The 26,180-nt window shown below is 60.0% G+C and carries 19 protein-coding genes and 3 pseudogenes; 8 read left to right on the top strand and 14 right to left on the bottom strand.

Annotation, left to right across the window (positions count from 1 at the left end):
- The first annotated feature begins 184 nt into the window (after window positions 1-184).
- From PSCI_RS26875 to PSCI_RS29380, 3 genes and pseudogenes are all read left to right on the top strand, one after another.
- Window positions 185-739, top strand: a complete 555-nt coding sequence (locus tag PSCI_RS26875; RefSeq protein WP_231906532.1) for an RNA polymerase sigma factor — start codon at window positions 185-187, stop codon at window positions 737-739.
- Entirely contained in the window at window positions 739-1,302 is a 564-nt protein-coding gene (locus PSCI_RS26870; protein WP_045493011.1) for a GNAT family N-acetyltransferase, read from the top strand. The genes PSCI_RS26875 and PSCI_RS26870 overlap by 1 nt, the downstream gene beginning before the upstream one ends.
- A 142-nt stretch (window positions 1,303-1,444) precedes the next feature.
- Window positions 1,445-1,540: pseudogene (locus PSCI_RS29380) on the top strand (GntR family transcriptional regulator); the annotation flags it as partial.
- A gap of 277 nt (window positions 1,541-1,817) precedes the next feature.
- On the opposite strand, the gene PSCI_RS26865 reads toward PSCI_RS29380, so the two are convergent.
- Window positions 1,818-3,401, bottom strand: coding sequence for an aldehyde dehydrogenase (NADP(+)) (locus PSCI_RS26865; protein ID WP_045493008.1), 1,584 nt, complete (start codon window positions 3,399-3,401; stop codon window positions 1,818-1,820).
- 187 nt (window positions 3,402-3,588) lie between these two features.
- Here PSCI_RS26865 and PSCI_RS26860 point away from each other — a divergent pair, with 187 nt between their 5' ends.
- On the top strand, window positions 3,589-4,320 hold the full coding sequence (locus tag PSCI_RS26860; RefSeq protein WP_045493005.1) for a glycine-rich domain-containing protein: 732 nt from the start codon (window positions 3,589-3,591) through the stop codon (window positions 4,318-4,320).
- 769 nt (window positions 4,321-5,089) lie between these two features.
- Window positions 5,090-6,314, top strand: a pseudogene (locus PSCI_RS30060) (RNA-guided endonuclease InsQ/TnpB family protein).
- Between the two features lie 108 nt (window positions 6,315-6,422).
- Here PSCI_RS30060 and PSCI_RS26850 read toward each other — a convergent pair.
- Both PSCI_RS26850 and PSCI_RS26845 read right to left on the bottom strand, forming a co-directional pair.
- Window positions 6,423-6,851: a hypothetical protein gene (locus tag PSCI_RS26850; protein WP_045493002.1), complete on the bottom strand. Its 429-nt coding sequence runs from the start codon at window positions 6,849-6,851 to the stop codon at window positions 6,423-6,425.
- Between the two features lie 93 nt (window positions 6,852-6,944).
- A complete protein-coding gene (locus tag PSCI_RS26845) occupies window positions 6,945-8,015 on the bottom strand; it encodes an RNA-guided endonuclease InsQ/TnpB family protein (protein ID WP_084710161.1) in 1,071 nt (356 codons plus the stop codon).
- Between the two features lie 34 nt (window positions 8,016-8,049).
- On the opposite strand from PSCI_RS26845, the pseudogene PSCI_RS28860 reads away from it, so the two are divergent.
- A pseudogene (locus PSCI_RS28860) lies at window positions 8,050-8,240 on the top strand (IS200/IS605 family transposase); the annotation flags it as partial.
- A gap of 209 nt (window positions 8,241-8,449) precedes the next feature.
- Window positions 8,450-10,498, top strand: a complete 2,049-nt coding sequence (locus tag PSCI_RS26835; protein ID WP_045492999.1) for an acyltransferase family protein — start codon at window positions 8,450-8,452, stop codon at window positions 10,496-10,498.
- Between the two features lie 726 nt (window positions 10,499-11,224).
- Here PSCI_RS26835 and PSCI_RS26830 read toward each other — a convergent pair.
- The 11 genes from PSCI_RS26830 to PSCI_RS26780 form a co-directional block, all read right to left on the bottom strand.
- Window positions 11,225-12,172, bottom strand: coding sequence for a GDP-mannose 4,6-dehydratase (locus PSCI_RS26830; RefSeq protein ID WP_045492993.1), 948 nt, complete (start codon window positions 12,170-12,172; stop codon window positions 11,225-11,227).
- Window positions 12,144-13,283: a glycosyltransferase gene (locus PSCI_RS26825; protein ID WP_045492989.1), complete on the bottom strand. Its 1,140-nt coding sequence runs from the start codon at window positions 13,281-13,283 to the stop codon at window positions 12,144-12,146. The genes PSCI_RS26830 and PSCI_RS26825 overlap by 29 nt, the downstream gene beginning before the upstream one ends.
- Entirely contained in the window at window positions 13,280-14,758 is a 1,479-nt protein-coding gene (locus PSCI_RS28335) for a methyltransferase domain-containing protein (RefSeq protein ID WP_052483552.1), read from the bottom strand. Before PSCI_RS28335 ends, PSCI_RS26825 begins: the two co-directional genes overlap by 4 nt.
- Complete coding sequence (locus PSCI_RS26815) at window positions 14,742-15,980, bottom strand: ABC transporter ATP-binding protein (protein WP_045492980.1); 1,239 nt, start codon at window positions 15,978-15,980, stop codon at window positions 14,742-14,744. Before PSCI_RS26815 ends, PSCI_RS28335 begins: the two co-directional genes overlap by 17 nt.
- A 350-nt stretch (window positions 15,981-16,330) precedes the next feature.
- The gene (locus PSCI_RS26810) at window positions 16,331-18,379 is read right to left on the bottom strand and encodes a DUF7024 domain-containing protein (RefSeq protein WP_045492977.1); all 2,049 of its coding nucleotides are present in this window, start codon (window positions 18,377-18,379) and stop codon (window positions 16,331-16,333) included.
- 104 nt (window positions 18,380-18,483) lie between these two features.
- Window positions 18,484-18,834 (bottom strand): EamA family transporter, encoded by a 351-nt coding sequence (locus tag PSCI_RS26805; RefSeq protein ID WP_045492974.1) that lies wholly within the window; start codon window positions 18,832-18,834, stop codon window positions 18,484-18,486.
- Window positions 18,835-19,818 (bottom strand): glycosyltransferase family 2 protein, encoded by a 984-nt coding sequence (locus tag PSCI_RS26800; protein ID WP_045492972.1) that lies wholly within the window; start codon window positions 19,816-19,818, stop codon window positions 18,835-18,837.
- 240 nt (window positions 19,819-20,058) lie between these two features.
- Window positions 20,059-20,925 (bottom strand): class I SAM-dependent methyltransferase, encoded by an 867-nt coding sequence (locus PSCI_RS26795; protein ID WP_045492969.1) that lies wholly within the window; start codon window positions 20,923-20,925, stop codon window positions 20,059-20,061.
- Between the two features lie 257 nt (window positions 20,926-21,182).
- Window positions 21,183-22,076, bottom strand: coding sequence for a DUF4214 domain-containing protein (locus PSCI_RS26790; protein ID WP_052483550.1), 894 nt, complete (start codon window positions 22,074-22,076; stop codon window positions 21,183-21,185).
- Window positions 22,077-22,124: 48 nt separating this feature from the next.
- Window positions 22,125-22,982, bottom strand: a complete 858-nt coding sequence (locus PSCI_RS26785) for a DUF4214 domain-containing protein (RefSeq protein WP_045492966.1) — start codon at window positions 22,980-22,982, stop codon at window positions 22,125-22,127.
- 40 nt (window positions 22,983-23,022) lie between these two features.
- A complete protein-coding gene (locus PSCI_RS26780) occupies window positions 23,023-23,928 on the bottom strand; it encodes a DUF4214 domain-containing protein (RefSeq protein ID WP_052483547.1) in 906 nt (301 codons plus the stop codon).
- 449 nt (window positions 23,929-24,377) lie between these two features.
- On the opposite strand from PSCI_RS26780, the gene PSCI_RS26775 reads away from it, so the two are divergent.
- Window positions 24,378-25,796, top strand: coding sequence for a mannose-1-phosphate guanylyltransferase/mannose-6-phosphate isomerase (locus PSCI_RS26775; RefSeq protein WP_045492964.1), 1,419 nt, complete (start codon window positions 24,378-24,380; stop codon window positions 25,794-25,796).
- Window positions 25,797-26,180: the final 384 nt, after the last annotated feature.

Below are 26,180 nucleotides of genomic sequence, written 5' to 3'. Positions count from 1 at the left end.
AAAGTCGTGCCACAACTGGCACGCGGTTTTGTATCAGTAATGCCACAAATGGCACAAAACGCTGTTTTATCGAGGTTTATTTCCTTAAAAATCAACAAGTTGAAAATTTGTAAAAGCTGGTACGTTCGCTGCTCTCCCTCTGGGGCCACTAACGGCAACCGTCTAACGGATGAGGGATACAAGCGTGCAAGCCAACAACGAGATGTGTGAAGCAAAGGTCATCGGGGTCATCGCGGTGGATGTGGCAGGGCTGGCCAGAAACAGCGCCAAGAAACTGCGCGGGTTCATCAGCAAGCGGGTGTTCAACCAGGCCGATGTCGATGACCTGATGCAGATGACCTACCTGGAAGCCTGGCGCAATCAGCACAAATACCAGGGCCATTCCCGGCCCGAGACATGGCTGTTCGGCATTGCCGCAAACCTGGTCAGGAACCACTTCAAAACCCTCTACAACCAGCCGCAGCCCACGGAACTGACGGATCTGGACCTGGAACACCTGGAGCAGGGCCACGACCCCAGCCAGGTCAGTGACCATCAGCGCATCCTCGGTCGCACCCTGCAAGCCATTGATGAGCTGTCCACCGACATGCGCACGGTGATCCAGCTGGTGGTCGACTCGGACATCAGCTATCAGGACGCCGCCCGCCACCTGGCGGTGCCGATCGGCACGGTGCGCTCACGCCTGGCACGGGCGCGCGGGCAACTCAAACATTCGGTTTATGCGCGGAGGATGCACTGATGAACAGTTTTGTCGACGCAGCGGCCATGCCACGTCTGGCCAAAGGTTTGCGTGAATCACGTGACAGCGACCTGCCGGCGATGATGCAGATCTTCAACGAAACCGCTGCCAGCGGCGCCAACTCGCCGGTGGTACGGCCCATGACCCTTGAAGAGGTCACGTTCTACATCAACCTCTACAAGCGTGACGGTTTGCCGGTGTATGTCTTTGAGCGGCGCGGCGAAGTGCTGGGCTGGCTGTCGATCAACCGCTTCAGCTGGGGCACCCAGGCCTGCTACCAGACCGGTGAAGCGGCCATCTACGTCCGGCGCGACCACTACGGCAGCGGCATCGGCGTGGCACTGGGGCGCGGTGCGGTGGCCCTCGGCCGCCAGGCGGGGCTTGAAAATCTGGTGGCCTGGATCATGGCGGCCAACGTGCCGAGCCAGCGCATCGTCACTGCGATCGGTGCCACCCTGTGGGCGCGGCTGCCCAACATTGCCCGTTTCGGTGAGCAGCGGGCCGACGTGCTGCTGTTCGGATTGCCGTTGAGTGTGCCGCTCAGCGCCACCGCACCTGACTGACCGGAGGCTGCAGCACTGAGCCAGACGCATGGAGCAGCGACCTTGAAGGTCTCTGTTCCGGCGTGCTCAGAGATGGCTTCTAACCATATGCTCAAACGGTATTTCCGTCGCTGTGGGACTCGTTACGACAAGTGATCTCGCGATGCAAGACAACAAGGTCCTCCTGCCGCTTTCCAGTGTGCCGCTGCACTCACAACTGCGCGAACTGCTGCGCGCCAGAATTCTCGACGTCGAATACGCCCCCGGCCGGTGGCCGAGCGCCTGCAACTCACCCCGGAGCGATGCCGTAGGAGCGGCTTTAGCCGCGAAGAACTCAACTCTTTCATCTTGTTGTCCGAACGGCAAGTTTCGCCTTGTTGCTTGGGGGAGGGGCGGTGGCGTAAGAAAAAAGCCATGCACAAATCAGATCGTTATTGAATGGCTAAAGCCGCTCCTGCAATCGCTCCCTGAAACGCCACTCAACAAAAAAGGCGTGACCCTCACGGATCACGCCTTTGTCTTACCGCCCGGCCTTATCAAGCGATAGGCTGGTCGCTCCACTCGCCATTGACCAGGCGGCGCAGGCCCAGCGGGTTGGCGTTCTGCAGCGCAGGCGGCAGCAGGGCGTCAGCGTGGTTCTGGTAGCAGACCGGACGCAGGAAGCGGTCGATCGCCAGCGTACCCACCGAGGTGCCGCGCGAATCGGACGTCGCCGGGTACGGACCACCGTGAACCATGGCGTCGCAGACTTCAACACCGGTCGGGTAGCCATTGACCAGAATCCGGCCAACCTTGTCTTCCAGCAACGGCAGCAGCCACTGGTAGCCCGACAGATCAGCCGGCTCACCGATCAGTGTTGCGGTCAACTGACCACGCAGGGCCAGCAGGGCTTTTTGCAGTTCGGCATCATCGGCCACTTCGATGGCGATGGTGGTCGGACCAAAGACTTCTTCCTGCAGCAACTCATCGCCGTTCAGCAGCAGGCTGACGTCAGCCTTGAACAGTTGCGACTGAGCCTGCTTGCCGTCCTGAACCTTGCCCGCCAGGTGAGTGACGCCCGAATGCGCCAGCAGGTGCTCGACGCCCTTGCTGTAGCTGCGCAGACCGCCAGCGTTGAGCAGGGTCTGTGGACCCTGGCCGTCGATCTGACCGGCCAGTTGCTCCAGGAAGGCGGTGAAGGCCGGCGAGCGCAGGCCGATGACCAGGCCCGGGTTGGTGCAGAACTGACCGCCACCCATCGCGACCGAAGCAGCCAGGTCCTTGGCGATGGTTTCGCTGCGGGCGTCCAGCGCCTGCGGCAGGATGATCACCGGGTTGATGCTCGACATTTCGGCGAACACCGGGATCGGCTGCGGGCGCTCGGCGGCCATTTTGCACAGCGCATTACCGCCGCCCAGGGAACCGGTGAAGCCTACCGCCTGAATGGCCGGGTGCTTGACCAGGCCTTCGCCTACGCCGTTACCGAAGATCATGTTGAACACGCCTTTAGGCATGCCGGTACGCTCGGCGGCGCGGATGATCGCCTGGCCAACCAGGTCGGCAGTGGCCATGTGGCCGCTGTGCGCCTTGAACACCACCGGGCAACCGGCAGCCAGTGCCGCAGCGGTGTCACCGCCGGCGGTGGAGAAGGCCAGCGGGAAGTTGCTGGCGCCGAATACTGCCACCGGGCCGACGCCGATGCGGTATTGACGCAGGTCCACGCGTGGCAGCGGCTTGCGGTCTGGCAGCGGCAGGTCGATGCGCGCACCCAGGTAGTCGCCACGGCGCAGGATCTGGGCGAACAGACGCATCTGGCCGCTGGTACGACCGCGCTCACCCTGGATACGGGCTTGCGGCAGAGCGGTTTCCTGGCAAACGATGGCCACGAAGTCGTCGCCCAACTGGTCCAGCTCATCAGCGATGGCGTCGAGGAATTCGGCGCGGCGGGCCGGACTCAGTTGACGGAACTCGGGAAAGGCGGCCTTGGCTGCCTGGGCGGCGGCATCGATTTCGCCATCGGTGGCCTGGACAAAGCTGTAAGGCAGGGCTTCACCGGTGGTCGCGTCCAGGCTCTGGTGCTGGCTCTGACCCAAGGCGCTGCGGGCGCCGCCGATGAAGTTATGGCCGAGAAGGGTGGACATCGGTATCTCCTGTTGTTTTGACCCTGAGGGTTGCCGAATGGCTGATGGAGTGGGGTGGAGCTGGCAGTCTGCACACATGCCTGCACCGGTATCACTGTAGGTCAGCAGTCATCGTACAACTACCGTGTGGGCTACGCAACCATCGGCGGTGGTAACCTGTCGGCGTTTTCTGACCAGGAGTGTTGCCATGGACTACGTGTGGCTGGTGGTGGGCGCGGTTATGTGCGTGGTGGCGCTGTGGCGCGGACGCGGTCACCTGCGGGGGATGCGCAGCCTGCGCCGTGAGCGGGTGATTCGCGATTATGTGTTGCCGGGTGGTTTATTCGATGCCTTGCGCCAGCAGCATCCGCATTTGCAGATCAAGGATTGCCAACTGGTTGCCCAAGGCTTGCGGCAGTTTTTCCTCGCGTATCACAAGAGTGGCTACCGCTACGTGTCGATGCCGTCTCAGGTGGTCGATGACCTGTGGCATGAGTTCATCCTCCACACCCGTGCCTACGAAGAGTTCTGCCACAAGGCCTTTGGCCGTTTCTTTCATCACACCCCGGCAGCGGCGTTGGGGGCAAAGGCTGCTGCGCAGAGTGACGCCGGTCTGCGCCGTACCTGGTGGTACGCCTGCCACGAAGAAAACATCAACCCACGCTCAGCCTTGCGCCTGCCGCTGCTGTTTGCGCTTGACGCCAAACTGGCAATTGCCGGTGGCTTTGTCTATGCCCTGGACTGTAGCGGGATGCGCCGCGCCGGCAACGATACCAACGCCACCGTGGTGCATTGCGGCAGCGATCTGGGCCATGGCAGCTCGGACAGTGGCCCGGGTGGCTGTGGTGGCGGCAGCCATGGTTCTGACAGCTCCGACAGCAGCAGTGGCGACAGCAGCGGTTGTGGCGGTGGAGGCTGCGGCGGAGGCGGGGGTGACTGATCGTTGCAGTAAGGCTGCTCAATCAGGCACGACGGACCTTGGGTAGGCGCGAGCTCGCTCGCGAAAGGGCCAGGCCAGACGCAGTATTTTTAAGGTCTGACAGACAGCTTTCGCGACCAAGGTCGCTCCTACAAAGACATTGGCTCATCGTTGCTGTTGATTTTGATCTTCGATCCGAGATAGCACAAACGCTGCCGAACGCGACTTGGGTGCAGGCCGAGGGTAGGCGTCGATTTGGGGGAGAAACCGACATGGATGTCGCTGCTCTTCATATCAGGAGCAGGTGCGCTGGGCAGGACGCCCATCGCGCCGGCCCCCGAATCGATGCCGGACGGAGGGAAGTCTGCCCGAAGGGCGGACCCAAACCAGGAGCAAGCGGTTTTCCCTGGTTTGCCCGGGGCGCGCAGCCAAGACAAAATCGGGTCGCCCAGCAGGGCGAAACCTGCAGTCCAGACGACTTGGTTAGGGATTTTCCATTGTTCGAAAGAGCGGTGCAGGCAGTTCTCCACTAATGACCATCGGGGCGCGACAAGCCCCGCCGTTCAGGGCGGGGAAGGATAGCGCGGACGGCGTAGCCGTCCCTGGTTGCAGTGGGGTGTCTGCTGCTGTTCGATGGACGCACCGCCACAGGATGAAGCGCAGTAACACGGCGACACAGATGCCCTTCTACGGCGGTATTTCGTTACAAAGACCCCATGGGCATGCACCTTGAAAACACCGTGCCGTCCGCGCCTAATGTCGTCTTCATTGCTCATGGCTCAAGAGCAGCATGCAACGACTTCAAGCCTTCAAGTACGAACTCATGCCAGACGGCCGACAGGAGCGGCAAATGCGCCGCTTTGCGGGCTCCTGTCGCTTCGTCTTCAACAAGGCGCTGGCGTTGCAGAAGGAGCGCCACGAGCAAGGCGAGAAGAAGCTCGGCTATGCGGGCCTGTGCAAGTTGCTGACCGAGTGGCGCAATAGCCCGCAAACCGCATGGCTGGCCGATGCGCCTGTTCACCCGTTGCAACAGAGCCTCAAGGATCTGGAACGGGCCTACACCAACTTCTTCGCCAAGCGAGCCGACTTTCCCCGGTTCAAGAAGAAGGGGCAGCGCGACAGTTTCCGCTATCCCGACCCGAAACAGATCAAGCTCGACCAGACCAACAGCCGCCTGTTTCTGCCCAAGCTGGGCTGGCTGCGCTACCGCAACAGCCGCGAGGTGCCTGGCACGGTGAAGAACATCACCGTGAGCCAGTCGTGTGGCAAGTGGTTCGTGAGCATCCAGACCGAACGCGAGGTCGATGAGCAGCCCACGGCACAGGGTGCGGCAGTCGGCATCGACATGGACATTGCCCGGTTCGCCACGCTTTCGGATGGCTACGTTCTACGCACCCCTGAACAGCTTCAAACGCCATGAAACCGCGCTGTGCAAAGCGCAGCAGGCGATGAGCCGCAAGGTCAGATTCAGCCGCAACTGGAACAAGGCGAAAGCCTGCGTCCAGCGCATTCATTCCCGCATCGGCAATGCCCGCCGCGACTACCTACACAAGTGCTCCACCACGATCAGCCAAAACCACGCGATGGTGTGTATCGAGGACTTGCAGGTACGCAATATGTCCAGGTCGGCGGCAGGCACGGCAGAGGCGCCGGGAAGAAACGTTCGGGCCAAGTCTGGCCTGAACAGGGCCATCCTCGATCAGGGCTGGTTCGAGTTCCGCCGCCAACTGGACTACAAGCTGGCGTGGCGCGGCGGCTGGCTGATTGCCGTGCCGCCGCAGAATACCAGCCGCACGTGCCCTTGTTGCGGCCATGTGTCGGCGGCCAACCGCCAGACGCAAGCGCTGTTCAGGTGTGTGGGATGTGGTTTTGAAGGCAACGCCGATGTGGTCGGGGCGATCAATGTACTAAGGGCGGGACACGCCCGGTTAGCCTGTGAAGTGAGCGCAGAGGTCATGGCGCCAGCAGCAGGAACCCACCGAAGCGACTCGGGGGCGGCTCGATGCCGTGCCTGAGCGCCGTAGGAGTCTCCGGCCTTCAGGCCGGGGAGGATGTCAAAGTTTCAGGCCAACCTTGTGCCTCGTGGGCCCCGCAGTCTGAACAGGCGGCGGGGTTTGGTCGGGTTACTCGATCGGCTGGCCGACCAGGGTAATCGCGACGCCCGGCGAGCCAATGGAGTTGGCATCTGCTGTTTGGGCATAGCCGCCCAAGGCATCGGCTTTGGCGAAGGTGTAGCGTGGGTCAACGGTCGATGTTTGATCCCATACCGCTGAATAGCCGTCTTTCGAGCCGCCGAAGGCCACACCGGCATGGCTGGAAGCCTTGACCGTGCCGTTGCTGATCGCGGACGTGGCAATGCTCGTTCCGTCAGCATCGAATGCCGCCGTGCCGTAGTTGAACGCCGTCGCTACGTTGCCGTTCTGGTCGTAGATCACCACGCCGTCCGCCTTGCCCAGGCCAGGGCCATCCACGTTGATGACATTGCTGCTGCCCGTCAGCCCCCAGGCCGTCAGGAATGCATCGAACCCCGCGTCCTTGACCGAGGCGATCACCAGGGTCTGGCCCGCTTCGATCTGCAGGTCGCTGCCCAGCGAAACCGCCTTGGCGAAGGTCTTGTCACCCGAGTCGTTGACATCCTCCCCGCCCTAAAGAGCGGGGATTCCTACAGCTAGACGGCGATGCCCCGCCGCGAGAATGTTCAGGGCCGCGTTTACATCGCGGTCGTGGGCTGTACCGCAGCACACGCAGGTCCATTCTCTTATTCGCAAACCGGCTCTACCTTTCGGACTGCTGGTGGAAATGCTTCCACAGCACGAACACGTCTGGGTGGTATAGCGCTCGGCTACAACCTCAAAAACAACGCCTGCCCGTTGGCATTTCTGCTCCAGCATTGTCTTGAGTTGGCCCCATCCTGCATCAAGCGTGGATTTGGCCATTTGAGTCTTTACGAGTTTTGCGCTGGCTACATCGCCAACGAAAATGGCGGCGCAGCGCTCAACCAGAGCGGTTGAGAACTTGTGTTGCGCATCCTTGCGCCGGTTCCTGATCCTGGCATGGAGGGCGCGAACACGTGCCCTCTTGCCAGCACGCTGAGCGATGCCCAGCTTCTGCTCCAGGGTGCGATATTGGCGCCCTATCAGCACTTGGCCCTCAGACGTTGTCGCCGCCGCTTTAAGGCCCAGGTCGATGCCAACTGCGGCAGTGCCGCTGCACGGCTTGCTCTCAATCTGCACGCAGATATTGAGATACCAGCGCCCCCTGGAATCTTCACTGAAGCTTCCGGCCCGCAGGGCGTACTGACTTAAACCGTAGCTGTCCCACAGGCCAAACCTGAACCCGGCGAACTGAATCTGACCGTTCTTGTATTGCAAGGCACGAGCCTTGAATGGAATCCAGCCCAGACTGTATTTGGGGCTGCTCCTGCTGGACACCCGCCAATTGAGCCTGGAACGCTTGAACTGCTTACGGGCCTTGGCGTAGTCCTCGCAAACCTGCTGCACGGTGGGCGAGCCGATCTGCACGCCGTCGCATTTGCTTAATCCATTGGTCAGCTTTTGCAGGTCAAAACCAGAAAGCCACTGGTGGCGTTCCCGGATGGCGCGATGACTCGTTTCATTGCAGTAGTTCCACACCATATTGACCTCGCGCGCCATCGCAAGCAGCGTTTTCGCGTGCTTGTCTTTGATTCGGAGCTTAAGGGTCTTGGTGTGGTTCATGGCATGAATTATGGTTTGGTCTTTCAAGCTATGGGTGGCGTTGTCGAATCGGGTGGCTTCACTCAGAGGGTATCATCCAGACTGCTGCGTAAGCAGTTCGGGGATTTCCACCCCTGGCTCAAGCGAAGGGGTGTCCTCTGGTCGCCATCCTACCTCGCTTCTAGCTGCGGCAGTGCGCCGATTGAAATCCTGCGCCAATACATCGAAGAACAGCAGACTCCCAACCAGGACGCCTGCGGCGTCCGCGCGCTCGACCTCGGGCTAAACCCCGAGGCTTCTCGCGCATATGGTGAATTTGCCACAGACTGCCTCTGCCGATATGGTGTCGACTTTTTACAATAAGTAACCGGTTCTTGCGGTGTTCACTGCAGGGCGCAAGGGGACCTGTTCTCCAAGACGTGTCCGGTTCACCCCATCAGGCATTTTCGTTATCCATGACATCCCCAGCCCAGCGTCAGGTCCATTACCCTTACATTGATGGCCTGCGCGCCATTGCTGTCATCGCGGTGATTCTCTACCACCTTAAGGACAGCTATCTGCCCGGTGGTTTTGCCGGGGTCGACGTGTTTTTCGTGATTTCGGGGTTTGTCGTTTCCAGCTCGATGGCGAACTTCCAGGGCCGCCACTTTTTCACCTTCGTCACCACCTTTTATGCCCGGCGGATGCGCCGGATTCTGCCGGCGCTGCTGTTTTGTGTGCTGGTCACCGGACTGGTGTCAGCGCTGTTCATTCCTGCGTCGTGGCTCAGTGACAGCAACGAAAAGACCGGCTTGTTCGCGCTATTCGGGCTGAGCAATTTCATTCTGGCCGACACCGGCAACGCTTACTTCTCGCCCAAGACTGACTTCAACCCGTTCACCCATACCTGGTCGCTGGGGGTCGAGGAGCAGTTCTACTTTGTGTTCCCGATCCTGTTCTTTGTCTGGGTGGCGTTTGCCCGACTGCGCTGGCTCTCGGTCGGGCTGTTCGTCGCCGGGCTGGTGGCTTCGCTGGTATGGGCCTGGGGGTTTGCCGCCGGGCGTGAGACGCAGATGTTTTACATGCTTGCGCCGCGCTTCTGGGAGCTGGCCGCCGGGGTGCTGTGTTACCAGGCCATGGCCTACAGCGGGCGGGTGAACAGCCCGCGTCCGGCCACTGCATTGTCCAGTGCCGGGGTGCTGCTGGGGCTGGGGCTGATCGGCTATGCGCTGTGGGTGTCGCAACCGGCGCAATTTCCATTTCCAGGGGCGCTACCGGCTGTGGCCGGGCTGTTGTGCGTGCTGGTTTTCGGTCATGGTCGCCAGGGCGATCTGCTCACCGGTGCGCTCAGCCATTGGCTGCCGGTAGCCATCGGCAAGGTCTCCTATTCCCTTTACCTGTGGCACTGGCCGGTGTTTGTGCTGATGCGCTGGACGGTCGGTCTGGAGTCGTTGCCCTCGCAGTTGGCGGCGGTGTTGTTGAGCACGGTGCTGGCGGTGTTCTCCTACCGGATTATTGAAGTACCGCTGCGCCGTCGGCCGCTGCTCGACAGGTTACCCAATCTGGCGGTCATCAGTTTGGGCTTGCTGGCGCTGGCGGGTGCCTGGGGTGGGTACAAGTGGACGGTAAAGTCGCAACCGCAACTGACCCTGAACACCGTGTCGCAGCACCCGCTCGACTGGTATCCCTACAGCCGCCCGCACAGTGATGCAGCCCCGGGCTGTGTGGCTCAGGCCAGCGATAGCCTGGTGGCCGGCAATCGGGTGCTGAGCTACAGCCGTGGCGGTTGCGACCGGCCGGTGCAGTGGCCTTTCACGCTTTATGTGGTCGGTGATTCACATGCCATGGCCTACATTCCGATGCTCAGCAAGCTGGTGATGGACACCGGTGTGCAGGTGCGGCTGTACAACAATGGTGGTTGCCCGTTCATGAGCTTCCAGGCCATTCGTGAGAGCGAAGCATGCCGCGCCAACAGCCTGGCGGCGTTGCAGGACATCACCGGCAAGGTGCAGGCGGGCGATGTGTTATTCATGCCTTCACTGCGGTTGTCGCGCTTTTCTGATCAATTCGAGCACTTTGCCCGCAGCAAGACCATGGCCGAGATGTTCGGCGAGCAGGCTGTCAGCGGCCGCCAGCGGCTCGAAGCCGAAGCCCCGCAATGGTTGGCTCCGTTGGCTGAAAAGGGAGTAAGGCTGGTGTTTGAGGCGCCCAAACCGATCTTTGAGATTCCACCGTTCCGCTGTGCCAACTGGTTTGATCACAACAACCCGATCTGCAGTTATGGGCGCAGTGTCAAAAGGGACGAGATGCAGACCTATCGCCAGCCGGTCACCGAGATACTCGGGCGGCTGGCCGGGCAGATGCCGGCGGTGAGTGTCTGGGACCCGCTGCCAGTGCTGTGCCCGGAGTCCGATTGCCAGGTCGAACGTGATGGCCGCCCGTTGTTCTACGACGCCGACCACGTCAGCGGCCACGGCAATATGCTATTGGCTCCGGATTTTGAGCAGTTCATCAACCGCCTGTAGGCGCGAACCTGGTTGCGAAGGTTATGGGTCGGGCAATGCATGTGTTGTGTCTGGCCTGGCCTCTTCACGAGCTAGACGGATCGCCGCCCGCTCGTTCCCACCGTATTTCAGATCAGAATTGAGGTGGGAACGACCTTGGTCGTGAAGGCTATGGGGCAGGCGATGCATGTGTTGTGTCTGGTCTGGCCTCTTCACGAGCTAGCTCGTTCCCACCTTGTTTCAAGCCAGAATTGGGGTGGGAACGACCTTGGTCGTGAAGGCTATGGGTCGGGCAATGCATGTGTTGTGTCTGGCCTGGCCCTTTCACGAGCTAGCTCGTTCCCACCTTGTTTCAAGCCAGAATTGAGGTGGGAATGACCTTGGTCGTGAAGGCTATGGGTCGGGCGATGCATGTGTTGTGTCTGGTCTGGCCTCTTCACGAGCGAGCTCGTTCCCACCGTATTTCAGATCAGAATTGAGGTGGGAACGACCTTGGTCGTGAAGGCTATGGGTCGGGCGATGCATGTGTTGTGTCTGGTCTGGCCTCTTCACGAGCTAGACGGATCGCCGCCCGCTCGTTCCCACCGTATTTCAGATCAGAATTGAGGTGGGAACGACCTTGGTCGTGAAGGCTATGGGTCGGGCAATGCATGTGTTGTGTCTGGCTTGGCCTCTTCACGAGCGAGCTCGTTCCCACCTTGTTTCAAGCCAGAATTGGGGTGGGAACGACCTTGGTCGTGAAGTCTTTCAGACTTGTGCGCGCCAGTAGTCCAGCAGTTCTTGCAGGGTTTGCTGCAGCGGGATCTGCGGTTGCCAGCCGGTGCTCTGGGTCAGGGCGGTGCTGTTGCCGACGGCCATCGGGATGTCCGATGGACGCAAGCGTTCAGGATCCTGGGCAACCTGAATGTCGGCTTTGCTCAGCGCCAGCAATTGCTCTAGCACCTGGCTGATCTTCAGCGAACGACCGCTGGCGATGTTGATGCGCCGCGGGTAGTCCTTGTCGCTGTCGGCCAGCTTGAGCAACTCGATGTAGGCGCTGCACACGTCCTGTACATCCAGAAAATCCCGCGCCGCTTCCAGGTTACCGACCTTGAGTACCGGCTCCTGCTGACCGGCTTCGATCAAGGCGATCTGCCGGGCAAAGGAGGCGGTGACGAAGTCTGGACTCTGCTGGGCGCCGATGTGGTTGAACGGTCGGGCAATCACGCCTTTGATGCCTTGGCGGAAGTACTCGGCAAAGGCACTTTCCGCCGCCACCTTGCTGGCCGCATACGGGTTCAGTGGCTGGCACAGGGTGTGTTCGTCCACGGCCTGGCCGGACTTGAAGGCTGCGCCGTACACCTCAGACGAGCTGGAAAACAGCACGAAGGCTTGCGGCGCATGCAGGCGGATGGCTTCAAGCAGATGCATGCTGCCCATCACGTTGGTCTGCCAGGTGCCCAGCGGATCCATGAAGCTGGTCGGCACATGGGACACCGCGGCCAGGTGCACCACATGGCTGGGCCGGGCCTGTGCCACGGCTTGAGCCAATGCCTGTGCATCGCGAATGTCGCAGCCCAGGTGCTCATCGGCGCCATGGCCAGGCTGTGGTTCGCTACTGCTCAGGGCGATCACGTGGTAGCCGGCATCACGCAGGCGTTGGGTGAGGATCTTGCCAACGAAACCGTTAGCGCCCGTCAGTAGCAAGCGTGGCATCAAGTGTCACTCCTTGAGCAGAGGGTAGGCAGTCAAGCTGGGCCAGCCATTGTTGCAGCTCTGTTTTCAGCGCGTCGTGCTCGTAACGCTGCAGGTTGCGATGGCCGGCGGCGATGATTTTTTCGCGCAGTCCCGGCTCGGTATTGAGCAGGTTACTGGCCGAGGCGAATACCAGAGGGTCGTCGCTGTCGAGCAGCAGGCCGCCTTCACCGAGGGTGGCCGGGATATTGGAGCGCGCCTGTGTGACCACTGGAAGCGAGGCATAGTTCGCTTCGAGCAACGGCATGCAGAAGCCTTCATGGGCACTGGCACACCAGTACTGATGGGCGTTGTGGTACATCCAGTGCAGTTCGGCGTCGGAGCATTTACCGGCCAGGATGACTTCGTCCTTCAGGCCCAGGTCATCAATGTAGAACTGCAAGGCGGTGGCGTAATCGGCGCTGGTGGTGCCGCCGACCAGCATCAGCCGTTGTGGTGGCTGCTCGATGCCGCTTTGCGCCTGCAGCTTGCGTAGGTGGTAGTAGGCCTCGATCAGCAGGTACTGGCGCTTGTTCTCGGCCAGACGACCGATCGCCAGATAGAAGATCGTGCCTTCAGGCAGGTCGGCCATGAACGCCGGCTGTTGCTGTTCGCCTTCCAGGCGGCGGGTGTCGACCAGCAATGGCAGCGTTTTGGTATTGGTGTAGCCCTTTTCGATCAACTCGCGCTCGTTGAGCGGCGAGTCGGCCAGCGCGTAAGGGAAGAACTCGCGCCACTCTTCAAGCTGGCGCAGCCCCAGCAGGGCGTACTGTTGCAGCCAGCTGTCTGGCGGAAAGAATTCCGGTGGCGTGATGTTGTGGTACACCAGCGCTTTTGGGCAGTCCTGTTCGTACAGCCACTGGGCGTAGTCGTGGCCCATCGAGTGGTGGTACAGCAGCAACGAACAGCCTTCTGACTTGAAGGTTGTCGCCGGCAGCGCCTTGCCGGTCATCGACTCGGGGATGTAATGGCAGTAAATGTCCGAGTCATAGCCCAGTTCGCGCAGCAGGCTCTGGGTGAACAGCAACCCGTTGGTTACGCCGTCGCCGGCCGCCACGCTGGGCGTGAGCTGGTCGATGCGCAGCCGGGTCATACCGCCCCCTTGATGGCAACCACGGAGTAGTCCTGCGGGCCGTAGAACAGGGCGTTGCAGCGCCGAGCCGTTTCGCTGTCTTCGTGGATGTGATGCTCTTCAGGGATCGGTTGCAGGCGATGGATCTGCACCTGGTCAAAGCCTTTGTACTGCACCAGAAATTCGGTGAATGCCGGTGGCAGGGGCGACAGGTGAGTCGGGTCCATCCAGAAGTAATGCGCGGCGGTGGCGAGGTTTTCCGGGTTCGGGGTCTCGAAAATGATCATGCCGCCTGGCGCCAGGACACGCAGACACTCATCGAGCAGGACGTTGAACTGCTCGAAGGTCAGGTGTTCGATGACGTGGAAGGCGCTGACCGCGGCCACGCTGTTTTCCGGCTGGTTGGCCAGCCACACCAGAGCGTCTTGCTGGTAAGCGGTCAGGCCTTGATCCTGGCAGGTCTGGACGTTCATCGAGTTGAGGTCGATGCCAATCCGCGCGCAGTGCTCAGGCAGTTGCTGCAGCCATTCACCACGGCCGCAACCGATGTCGACCAGCGGCAGGCCGGCCTTGAGCGGCTCGATACTGTCAATGATCGGCAGGTAATAGGACTGGCGCTCACGAATGGTCTCGGCATCGCCACGGAAGCGATTTTCAAAGGCCAGGTAGAAGCTGTCCGGGATGCCGCTCTGATGTTGCGCCGGCGCGTCATTGGCGGCGGGCTGGGCAGGGGCCTGGCCCGCAGGCACGGTGGCCACCGGTGGACGTGGCTGGCGCTCGACCTGGTGCAGGCGGGCGCGCAATTCTTGCTGGACGCTTTTGGACTGTTGCAACTCATCCTTGAGCTGGGTGATCAGCTCGTTCTGCAGTTGCAGGGTCTGGCTTTGCTGCTGCAGGGCCAGGAAGTGCTCGTCGAGCGTTTTTTGCTGTTCTTTGAGGTACTTGTCTTGCTCTTGCTGGGCCACCATCCGCTCATGGAGCTGCTGGTGATAGACCGTGCTCTGGTGCCGGCTCTGGCGGGCCAGCAGGTCCAGGCGCGCCACGTAGTAGCGGTTGCGCTGTTCGGTTTGCAGCAGGCCGTAGGCGGTAAGAATCAGCTTGCCCAGTACCGGAATGCGGCGCAGGCGGTTTTTCAGGCGGGCGCGGCGCAGGCCGTGGACCTCGGCGTTATGGGCCACGCCTTCGGGGCTGTCACGCAGCTCGGCCAGGACTTCGAACTTGTCCCAGCCCGAGCGCAGCTTGTGCAGCGAGTGTTGCAGCTCGGCGGCTTCGGCCTTGCGGCCCAGCAGGGTCGGGTAGGCGGCGCGCACCAGAGCTTCATCTTCGAGCTGGACCAGTTGGCCCCAGCCATAGGGGCGGTCAGCCATTCCGGCAGGGGACGGATCAAAGGCCGGCAGCGCCTTGGTGTCCTTGTTGAGCTTGTAACGCTCGACCTCGTCCTCGATGCGGCGGTTGAGTTCCTGGAAGTCGAGGTCGGGGTTATTGGGTATTAGCATTACTTAGCGTTCCGTGAAATGTATCGGTTGAGGCCGGCTGTTCTTCCAGCGTTGCTGCCAGGTCACAAATGCCGCCAAAGAAGGTCCCGGTGATGCCCGCTACTTCAAAAACGACGGCGTTGTCGTGCCAGTGGTAGCAATTGACCGTGTGGTCGGCCCCGTCATGCAGTGCCAGGGTAATGGTGTACTTGCCCGGCGCCAGGCGCATCGGGAAGCTGTAACGCAAGGTCTTGCGTTCACCGGCGCGCATGGCGATGGGGTGGTTCAGGTAGTGGCTGTTGGTGCCGAACACATCCTGACCGAAGCGATCGCGGACCATCAGCCCCAAGGCTACGTCCGGCAGATCTTCAGTGGCCGCGATCGTCACATCCAGCGTGCCGGTGTCGCCACTGGCCAGAATGGTGCCTTGCGAGCGCAGGCCCTTGAACACCACGTTTTCCATGGTGGCCTGACGTGTGCCGTAGCCGTTGCGTTCTACCTCAAGACGCTCTTTGTAATCGTCGTCGTCGGCACCGAGCAACTGGTTATAGACGTTGACCGCATCTTCCGGGTTGCCATCAGCGACCACCTTGCCTTCGCTGAGCACGATGGCGCGATCGCAGATCATCTTCACCGCGTTGAGGTCATGGGAAACAAAGATGATCGAGCCGCCGTTGGCCCGGAATTCCTTGATACGGCGCATGCACTTCTGCTGGAAGTGACCGTCGCCCACCGACAGGGCTTCGTCGATCAGGAAGGTTTCCGGGTCGGCGTGAATGGCGATAGAGAACGCCAGACGCATGTTCATGCCCGAGGAGTAGGTGCGGATCGGCTCATGGATGAACTGGCCCAGTTCGGAGAACTCGACGATGGCCTGGCGGCGTTCTTCGATCTGCTCGCGGGTCATGCCCAGCAACAGGCCGTTACCGACAATGTTCTGCATACCGCTGAGGTTGGGGTCGAAACCGGTACCCAGCTCCAGCAGGCCGGTGACCCGGCCGCTGAGGCGGATCTGACCGGCGTCGGGCAGCAATACGCCGTTGAGCATTTTCAGCAGGGTCGATTTACCGGCGCCGTTGCGCCCCAGAATGCCCAAGGTCTCACCTTTGGCCACCGTGAACGAAATACCGTCCAGCGCCCTGTGGGTACGGTGGAAACTGCGGCGCAGGACGATTTCCTTCAGTCTGTGCCAGGGTCTGTTATAGAGCTTGAACTCCTTGCAGACGTTTTCCACTTCAAGCATGCATGCAACTCTTTAATTAGGGGATTCATTCCTGGTTGACCGGATTGCCAGTACAACGCATGGGGAGATTGGATCAGGGGCGCGCAGACTAACCCAAACGGGTGGCGGCTTCATTAGGCCATGATCGTGTTTTTGCAATCGCGACAGTGTAACAGGACAAGGTGCTGTTCCGGCCGCTGCTGATCGTGAGCGTTAAAGCAAAACCGGGGGGTAAGACCACAGTCTTGCCCCCCGGTTTCATAAGCCCCTATCCGTTATCAAGTTGGCCCCCACCTCAATCCTGCCTTGAAATACGGTGGGAACGAGCTAGCTCGTGAAGAGGCCAAGCCAGGCAAAACATACTGTCTGGCCTACAACGGTTCGATACTCAGACGGTTCAGGCCGATCCCCAGCAGGCGGGTGTCTTCGGCAATACCCAGTTGTTTCGGCGAACGGGCTTCAGGCACTTCGATGGTCAGGGTATGCGAGCCGGAAGGGTTGTCGATTTCAAACACCTTGTGCTCATCAATGGCGCCCACTTCAAAGGGGATTCGTTGCTCGCCTACCTGCAGCACAAACGACTTGCCGACGTTGGGGCCGAAGGCATGGGCAATCAGGTCCAGTTTGAAACGTGCCGGCAATGGCCGCATGAACTCCAGGGTGACCTCATCGGCTGCGGACCAGGTGCCCCAGGACTCTGCTGTCGACAGCCCTTGAGTGCTGCTGATGATGCCCGCCCAACTGCCGGCTGAGAAATTCAGGGCAATTGGCCCGCCCACGCGCGCGAGGGTAAAGCCCGACATCGGGAGCTTGACCGAGTGCTTGCCAATAATAGGGTTGGCGCCGACCACCAGCACCCAGTCCTTGTCTGGTGGCATGGACTGCATGTCGAAGGTCGCCCCCGGTTCGATGCCCCGCACCCAGGTGCGTGGGTGATCCATATAGAACATCGAGCGAAAGGCCGCCCCCAGATCTGCATTGACGATCAGCAACCGGCCACGTTCTTCGGCACTCAGGTATTGACGGGTGAACTCGCCAGCGCGGTCAGCGGCGTCCGGCAGCAGTGCCTGGCGCTGGATCAGGGTGGCGTTGACCGAGGTGATGACCACGGCCAATGGCATGAATACATAAAGAAAAACGCGCCCGGCAGCCTGAACCGAGTACACCCACAGGACGATGCACAGCACTGACAGGACGCCCAGTACATGGAACGCGCCTTTCTTTTCTGTGAAGCCGCGCAGCTCCGGGCTGTCGGTGTAATACGGCGTGTAGGGCAGCATGTGGGTATAGAGCGCATACAACGCCGGCAGGCCGACAATCAGGGCCAGCAGGGCACGCCATTTGCGCGGGATTTGCACCGGGAAATGCGCTTGCGCCAGCACCAGGATCAGCAGCAGGGCAAAGGCGAAGTCGTAATAGCGCATATGCAGCCGGGATACGCTTTCAAAAGGTCCGGACCCCGAAACCGACGCGCTGAACAGCGCCACCACGGCGATCAGGTTGCCCAGCACCAGCGTGGTGAACAGGGCAATGTTGCGGTGATCGCCGGCCGGGACCTTGTTCAACAGCGCCTTGACGACTACGCCTACGGTGATGGCCATGGGCAGGCCAAGCATCAGACACATGGCCAGCAGGTGCCCCTGGACACTGCTCAGCGCGCGCAGCAGCAGATCGATGTGCGAGCGGCCCGGGGTGGTCGTGGAGTCGACGATTTCACCGTAGGAGGTGCCAAACAGAGTCAGGCCGGCGCTGCCGGCCAGCAGATAGCTGATCAGAAATTTGGCCAGCGCAGCAGTGACGGCAAAGGCCGCCAGGTTGCGCAAGGCCAGGCGCAGCCCGTGCTGCGGGGCGGTGATGCTCAAATAACCGATGTACACCAGCATCGCAGGGGCAAACAGCAGCGAGTGTGGCTTGATCAGCGCCGTGCAGCCGAACACCAGGCCGACCAGCAGCCAGTCGCCCATGGCCTCAAGACGGGCCCGCAGGACAACCCACACCAGCAGCCAGAAACCGAAGAAATACAGCGCCTCCGGCATGTAGTGGGCGGTATAGAGATTGATGGGTCCCAGCAGTGTCAGGCCCGTGACCCAGGCGGCTGGCAGTGGGTTGGCGATCTTTCGGGCAACCAGATAGATGAACGGCGCCGCCCCGACAAAGAACAGCGCGTTGAAGATCCGTGCGCAACTCAGGAAGTCGACACCGCAGTGGCTGGTAAAGCGATAAATCGCCAGGTACAGATAGCCTGGAATCTTCGAGTCGGAGAAGGGAATCAGGCGTGAATACAGCGAGTAGGTGTACTCATCGCCAAAGATGCGCGGATAAAGACCGCTGTTCTTGAGCAGCAGAAAAATGAAGAACGCGACAGCCAGAAATACCAGCGTGCCGATCAGCCGTGGACTTCCTTGTTGTTTGATATGCATCTGTACCTCGGACGTTATGTCTGTCCAATGCTGTTTGGTTAGCAGTAGGAGCGGGCTTGCTCGCGGCCACGGGAGCTTTGTCGGGCAGTCAAGGCCGGTGCGGTCTACTGAAACACCGATACCCAGACACCGACGGCGATGATCAAAGCGCCGGCAAAGGTGTTCCAGTTCAGGCTTTCACCCAAAAAGAAATGCGCCAGGATCGGTACGATGAAAAAAGCCATGGCCATGAACGGGTAGGCCAGGTTCAAGGGCGTGTGCTTGAGCGCCATCAGCCATAACACCGTGGCCCCGGCATACACCACCAGGGCGATGATCAATTTGATATTGAACGCCGCATCCCACAGTCCGGCCAGCGTGAACTCCAGGGTCGTGGAGGCCTGTTTGAACAGGATCTGCCCGGTCGACAGGGCGATGACAGTCAGGGAAATAAACAGGATCTGGGACAGCGACATTCAAATGTCCTTCGCGGGCGCACGTGAGTATTTCGGGTGGATGGGGCGCTGTGGCACGGACGAAATGTCGTAGGCCAGAAATGCCAGAACCAGCTGGATACCGATGATGATCGGCATGGCCGAGAGCATGACCGTGCCCACCGGCGTCACGGTGCCTGAGCCCCACGAAGCGATCCAGTGATAACCGCCGAACAGGGTGCCGAACAGGACCATCAGCACGCCTACGGGCATCTCGATCGAGGCCAGCGACATGTCACGCAGGTAGTAGTTGTAAAAGATGCGTTTGACGAAGTTGCGCGAGTGCTTGGCCAGGAACTCGCCGACGATCTTCGAGATCTTCAGGTTGCTTTCTTCATCCCCGTACTTGGCGTCCATGGGAATGTCTTCGACCACCGCGCGCAGGGTATTGAGCCGGAACAGCATGTCGGTCTCAAAGAAATAGCGGCGGCTGATCTTGCGAAACGGCAAGTGCCGGGCCACGTCACGATGAATGGCCGTATAGCCATTGGTGGGGTCGAACAGCCCCCAGTAACCGGACGAGATCTTGGTCATGAATGACAGCACAGCATTGCCGAACAGTCGGATCTTGGGCATGGCGCTGATTTCTTCAAGGTCGTAGAAACGGTTGCCCTTGGTGTAATCGGCCTCACCGTCAATGATCGGCTTGACGAAGTTGCCGATCAGGCTGGGGTCCATCTGCCCGTCGCCGTCGATCTTGACGATGATGTCCATGCCGGCGTCGATGGCCGCCTGGTAGCCGGTCATCACGGCGCCGCCAACACCCTGGTTTTGCTCATGGCGAACAACCGTGACGCGTTCGTCCTGGACATTGGCCGTCACGAAATCACCGCTATGGTCCGGGCAGCAGTCATCGACGACGAAGATGGCCGTCACCTCCGGGCCTATGCTGCTGATGACTCCCAGGATCTGGTTGCGGACCTTATAGCTGGGAATGACGACTGCAATTTTCTGGCCTCGGTACATCGTGACTTCCTGTAAACGTCCCTGGGCATGAGAGGGGAGGGATCGGTTGGTTTCAACCGCAAGTGTGCACGCAGCACGCCGGGTCGGTCGCAGCAAAACAGGCGCAAATAGATTGCGTAGCATTTTGATACGAGTAATCAGGGCGGCGATGCTATCAGAAAGCGCCAAGCCGTTTGCGGATTTTCGGCACGGCATGCAAGGCCGCCAGCCTTGTGCTGACGGCCTCGTCCACGGCCGTGATCAACCGGCTTTCTTTTGCGAGATGCTGTAGAAAATGTCGCCCGGCAGCCGGTTCAGGATCGGCAACGACAACGCCACGCAGGTATAGATGAAGGCTCTGCTGAAGCGGCCCAGATCGCCGGTGTAGGAGATGCGCGCGTGCAGCCCGTCCAGGCTCAGGGTTGGCAGCTTGCCGTCCGTCATGGTCACGAAGTCATGGCGGGTAATCAACTGCTCCAGATTACGGCGGTTGAAGTAATGCACATGTGGGGACGGCAAGCCTTTTTGCCAGAGCCGTTCGAAGGGGTTGCGCAGCGACAGGCGCGCCAGCAGTTTCGACAGCCGGTAAAACACCCCGTCGCTGCTGGGCAGGTTGAGTACCAGCAAGCCGCCATCGTTCAAATGCCGGTGACATTGCTCGATGACCTGCGTGATGTCGGGAATGTGTTCAATGACATCGTTGAACACGATGACATCGAAGCGCTCGTGCGCGTCGAGAGCTTGCGGAAAATACCCCTGGCGCACTGGCAGGCCCTTGTGGCTGACAGCCTCGACCACAGCCTTGTCTGGCTCGATGCCCACAACCTCGAAGCTTTGCTGGGCCAGTTCCAGGAACCAGCCATGGGCACAGCCGACTTCCAGCAAACGACCGCTGGATCGTTTTGATTTGATGCGCTCAAGCAACGTGGTGAAGTTACTGACCCGCAAAGCGCGAAGCCCGTCCTCCCGGGCTTGCTCATCGATCATCTCGTGGGCCGGGTCAGAATTGATGACCGGCTCCAGGGCGGCGCTTTCATAGCGGCAGGCAGGGCACTTGAGGTGCCAATCCTGAAGACCGGGCACCAGGCCAGCGTGACAAACGGGGCATTCCTTATTATTTGCAGTCATCCAGTGGTCCTTATCGACTGGCTGCGCGAGCCTTGGCAACAAGACCGCGCATCCTGAATACATCAGGGCATTAACCGTAGTCGACAAACACCGTTTCCACAACCGCCCGCCCGATGGCCCCAGCCTTCACGACCAAGGTCGTTCCCACCCGGATTCTGACTTGAAATACGGTGGGAACGAGCGGGCGACGATCCGTCTTGCTCGTGAAAGGGCCAATCCAGATATAGCCCGTGTGGTGACCCAAAGCCCTTAAAAGATCACACCAACCACAAACCGCCGTTGAGGTCTGCCGAGGTGTTGTTCATGTTTTCTGCGCTCTCTGAGAACGACACCAGCACTTCGCTGGCGGTCATGCCGCCGGCCATGGAGTCTTCCCAGTATTTGAAACCACCGGCATCGGCATCACGGTGCAGCACGTGTTGGTAGAAGCTGTTGATGATCGACTTGTTGTCCGTGCCGGGCGTGAGCTTCTTGAACTCGGCGCTGTCGACAAAGCCCTGTGCGACCTGCTGAATGGTCGCGCCTTGGTCCAGGTCGTTGATCCAGTATTTCAGGCCGCCCATGTCCGGTTTGCGGTCAAATGCAGCCTGGTACAAGCGAAAGGCTGCCCCGGCGTTTTGCCACTGGCCAACATCCAGCGCCACGGTGGCGTTGTCTTGTTGAAAGTTGACTCGCTCGATGCTGAACAAGGTGTCTTTTTTGCCCAGGCCTTCGACGTTGCTCAGGGCGCTGCCCATGGAGTCGACGGTGAAGTCTTTACTCAGCGCGTTGTAATGGATGGTATCGATACCGTCGTCACCGAAGTAGGTGTCGTTACCCAGCGAAGCCTGGAAATCATCGTTGCCTGCCGAGCCTCGGTAGGTGTCATCACCGTCGTAGAACGAGGTGACGCTCGACGCATCGGCGACTTTGACGTCGAGCCCGGTGACGGTCAGAAACACCACGTCGTTCTTCGAGTAGCTGACCCCGGTGAATTTATCGACCTGGGGGTTGCCCGAGCCCAGGAAGCCGCTTACTTCGGCCTTGTAGGTGCCATCGCTGTAGACGATGCGCATGCTGTTGGCCGAAACAACCTGCCCGTTAACGCCTGCATGGGAGGCGCGGTCCAGATCAGTGCTGTCGAAGGGGCTTCTGTAGGTAATAGTTGCCATTGAGAGTCTTTGTCCCGTTTGGAGTTGGAGGTGAAAGGTGATGGGTGATCAGACCAGCCAAAGCCCGCCATTGAGGTCGGCGTTGGTGTTGGCGAGGTTTTCGGCGCTTTCCGAGAACGACACCAGGACTTCACTGGCGGTCATGCCGGCGGCCATGGAGTCTGCCCAGTAGTTGAAGCCGCCTTCATCGGCGTCACGATGCAGAACATGCTGGTAAAAGCTGTTGATGATCGAGCCGGCGTCGTTACCGGGTGTGAGGGCCTTGAATTCGGCGCTGTCGATGAAGCCCTGTGCGACTTGTTGCAACGTGGCGCCATTGTCCAGGTCGTTGATCCAGTATTTCAGGCCACCGGTATCGGGTGTACGGTCGAACGCTGCCTTGTACAGGCGGTAAGCTGAGCCGGCGTTCTGCCATTGACCAACGTCCCGGGCCAGGGTCGAGTTATCGCCTTCGAAGTGGATGCGCTCGATGTCGGGGTTCAGGAAGTCGGTTTTTCCCTCGCCAGTCAGGTTGCCGCCGTTGAGGGTGTAATCGTTTTTTGAGCCGCTGTAATGAACGGTGTCGATGCCGCCATTACCTCGGTAAAGATCGTTACCGGCAGACGCATAAAAATGATCGTTGCCGTCTGAGCCTTCAAAGGAATCACTGCCGGAAAACAACGAGGCGGCACTGGACAGGGAGGTGTCTGGTGTCAGGTTTTGAACCGTCAGGTAGAGCTCGTCGTCTTTGGCAAACTCCGCGCGAAATAGCCGGCCGCCGACCTGCGTTGTATTGACGCTGTAGGCGCCCAATTCATAGTCGACGGCAGGGCCTAACGCGGATTTAACGTGTTCTGGTGCGACGGCGCGCAGCGCTTGGTCAAGATCAAAGCCATCGAAAGGGCGTTTATAAACTACACGGGCCATAGGGACTCCTTAGCTCCTTAATGTCTTGGATGGACAGTGATCAAACCAGCCACAGCCCGCCATTGAGGTCGGCGTTGGTGTTGGCGAGGTTTTCGGCGCTTTCAGAAAACGACACCAGTACTTCGCTGGCGGTCATGCCGGCGGCCATGGAGTCTTCCCAGTATTTGAAGCCGCCTTCATCGGCCTCACGATGCAGGACGTGCTGGTAGAAGCTGTTAATCAGGGATTTGTTATCGGTGCCTGGTGTGAGTTTCTTGAACTCGGCGCTGTCGATAAAACCCTGGGCGACTTGCTGGAGAGTCGCGCCTTTGTCCAGATCGTTGATCCAGTATTTCAGCCCGCCCTGGTCCGGCTCTCGGTCGAACGCGGCCTGGTAAAGGCGAAAGGCTGCGCCGGTGTTTTGCCATTGGCCAACGTCCAGGGCCAGGGTCGAGCCGTCACCGAAGTTAACCCGTTCGATGTTGACCAGCGTGTCGGTTTTGCCGGGTGTCTGCAGGGTATAACCGCTGTCGGTGGCGGTTACGCTGGCGCTGGATCTGCCGGTGGTATAAGCCACGGTATCGATGCCCGCGCCGCCGTCGTAATGGTCGTTGCCTGTACCGCCGATCAGCAGATCATTGCCCGCAGAGCCGATGATGGTGTCGTTGCCTTTGAGGACTTCGCGCATGGCGCCTGTCATGTCGAAGTTGTAGACATACTCGGCCATGATCGCGGCGTCGATGTTCAGGTCGGTGACTTCGTAATACAGGCCGTTTTGATAAGCGCTCGTCGCGGTTAACGTACCGCCGCTGAGTTCGCCGTTGCTGTATTGGAAAGAACCGAAATAATCCTGGGTTCTGACGCCGTCGGTAGCCCTGATATGCCCCGCATCGGCAATGGGAAATTCGCCATCCCAAGCCTGGAGGGTGTTCATATTGATGGGTTGATGAAGCTTCAGCGTTGCCATTGATCCTCCTGGGTTCGAAGGCTGGCCGCGCACGATCATCATGAATCGAACTAAGGGTATCCAGCCCGTACTTCTGTATCGACGTTTACAGGTGGCCGATACAAATTTGTAACCTTCGACCTCGTAATGGATCCAATTGTTCCGTATTGATTACAATTCGTGCTAAAGCCGCGCTGAATGAGTGAAAATACGGGGCTTTCAGAGAAGATCGCAGCGAGATTGTGGCTAAACGCCATTTATCCATCGAGGGTCTTGAACTCTTGCCAGCAAGCCATGTTCTGAGCAGCGTTCATTGCCTCGAATGACTTCGATGTCAAGCCAGTGCAGCAGGCTTGTAACACCTATAAAACACCGGCGGGACTCATACCCGCTTTATATTGCATCCCCCTTACAGCCCCCGGATAATGCGGCCCTTCGCATGCCCGCGTGGCTATCAGAATGGAGCTTCTATGTTCACCCCTGTAATTCTGGCTGGCGGTAACGGTTCACGGCTGTGGCCGCTGTCGCGGCAGAGCTTCCCCAAGCAATTTCTGGCCCTGGACGGTCAGGATCAGGGGACGATGTTTCAGCGCACCCTGGCGCGCCTGGACGGCCTGGAGCACTCGCCAGCCCTGGTGGTGAGCAACGAAAACCATCGCTTTATCGTCGCCGAGCAACTGCGTGTGGCGAAGATCAAGAGCCAGCGCATCATCCTTGAGCCGCTGGCGCGCAACACCGCGCCGGCCATTGCTCTGGCGGCGCTGCAAGCCACCGTAGACGGTGCCGATCCGGTGCTGCTGGTGCTGGCGGCCGACCATCACATTCATGACGAGCAGGCGTTTCGCAGCGCCGTGCAGGTCGCCCAGGCGCATGCCGAGGCGGGCCGTCTGGTGACTTTCGGCATCACCCCGACGCATCCTGAGACTGGCTTCGGTTACATCCAGTGTGGCAAGGCCATTGAGCAGGGCGGTTTCGCGATCGCCGCGTTCAAAGAGAAGCCATCGCCGGAGCTGGCCGCCGAGTACCTGTCTTCAGGGGCTTACCTGTGGAACAGCGGCATGTTCATGTTCCGTGCCTCGGTGTTCCTCGCCGAGCTGGAGCGTCATCGCCCGGATATTCTCAGTGCTTGCCGAGTGGCGCTGGAGCATGCGCAGACCGACAGCTACTTCACCCATGTACAAGCCGAGCAGTTCGCCCTGTGCGCTGACGAGTCGGTCGACTACGCGGTGATGGAGCACACCGAAGCCGGTCTGGTGGTGCCGCTGAACGCTGGCTGGAACGATCTGGGCAGCTGGTCGGCGATCTGGGATGTCGGCCCGCATGATGCCAACGCCAACCGCCTGGAAGGCGACGTGCTGGCCATCGACACCAACAACTGCCTGGTGCAGTCGCATCACCGCCTGGTGGCCACCGTGGGTGTCGAGGACCTGATCGTCATCGAGACCAAGGACGCCATCCTGGTGGCCAACAAGCACGACAGCCAGCAGGTCAAGGACGTGGTCAAGCGTCTGCAGGCCGAAGAGCGTCCCGAGTTCGTCACCCATCCGCTGGTCAACCGTCCGTGGGGCCATTACGACACCATCGACAAGGGCGACCGCTACCAGGTCAAGCGCATCAGCGTATTGCCGGGTGAATGCCTGTCGCTGCAACTGCACTACCACCGCGCCGAGCACTGGATCGTGGTGTCCGGTACCGCCAAGGTGACCTGTGATGACCAGGAGCTGATCCTCTCCGAGAACCAGTCGACTTATATCCCGCTGGGCGTCAAGCACTCGCTGGCCAACCCGGGCAAGGTGCCGCTGGAACTGATCGAGGTGCAGTCCGGTGCCTATCTGGGCGAGGACGACATTGTGCGGTTTGAGGATCGTTACGGGCGTCTGGCCAAGTAAACCGATGTCGGTGGCGCTTGCGGGCTAGCCACTATGTTCGGTTAAAGGCGCAAATCCCGGTGGGAGCTGGCTTGCCAGCGAAGGCGAAGGCACATTCGCAGCAGATGCTGTGACTTTAGAGGTGCCCTTCACCGACTCTTTCGCGACCACGGTCGCTCCCACCGGAATCGAATCAGGTTCGATAATCGCTGAACGGATCTGCATTCTCCTGTCGGCGCACCATGAGCGTCTGGCCGTAAATCCTTTCGCATCTGCCAAAAGATGCCCTTTCTATTTTGCTTGCTCATACCTTATGAACAGTCTATTTCGAGACTTGCAGAGGTACGCAGGTATTTCTCGACAGATGAGCTGGCAACGGGTTCCCAGGCGCAGGATAAAGCGAGT

This window comes from Pseudomonas sp. StFLB209 (assembly GCF_000829415.1).
Lineage (GTDB): Bacteria > Pseudomonadota > Gammaproteobacteria > Pseudomonadales > Pseudomonadaceae > Aquipseudomonas.
Note: the sequence above shows the minus strand (reverse complement) of the source record. Positions and strands in the feature narration are given on the sequence as shown.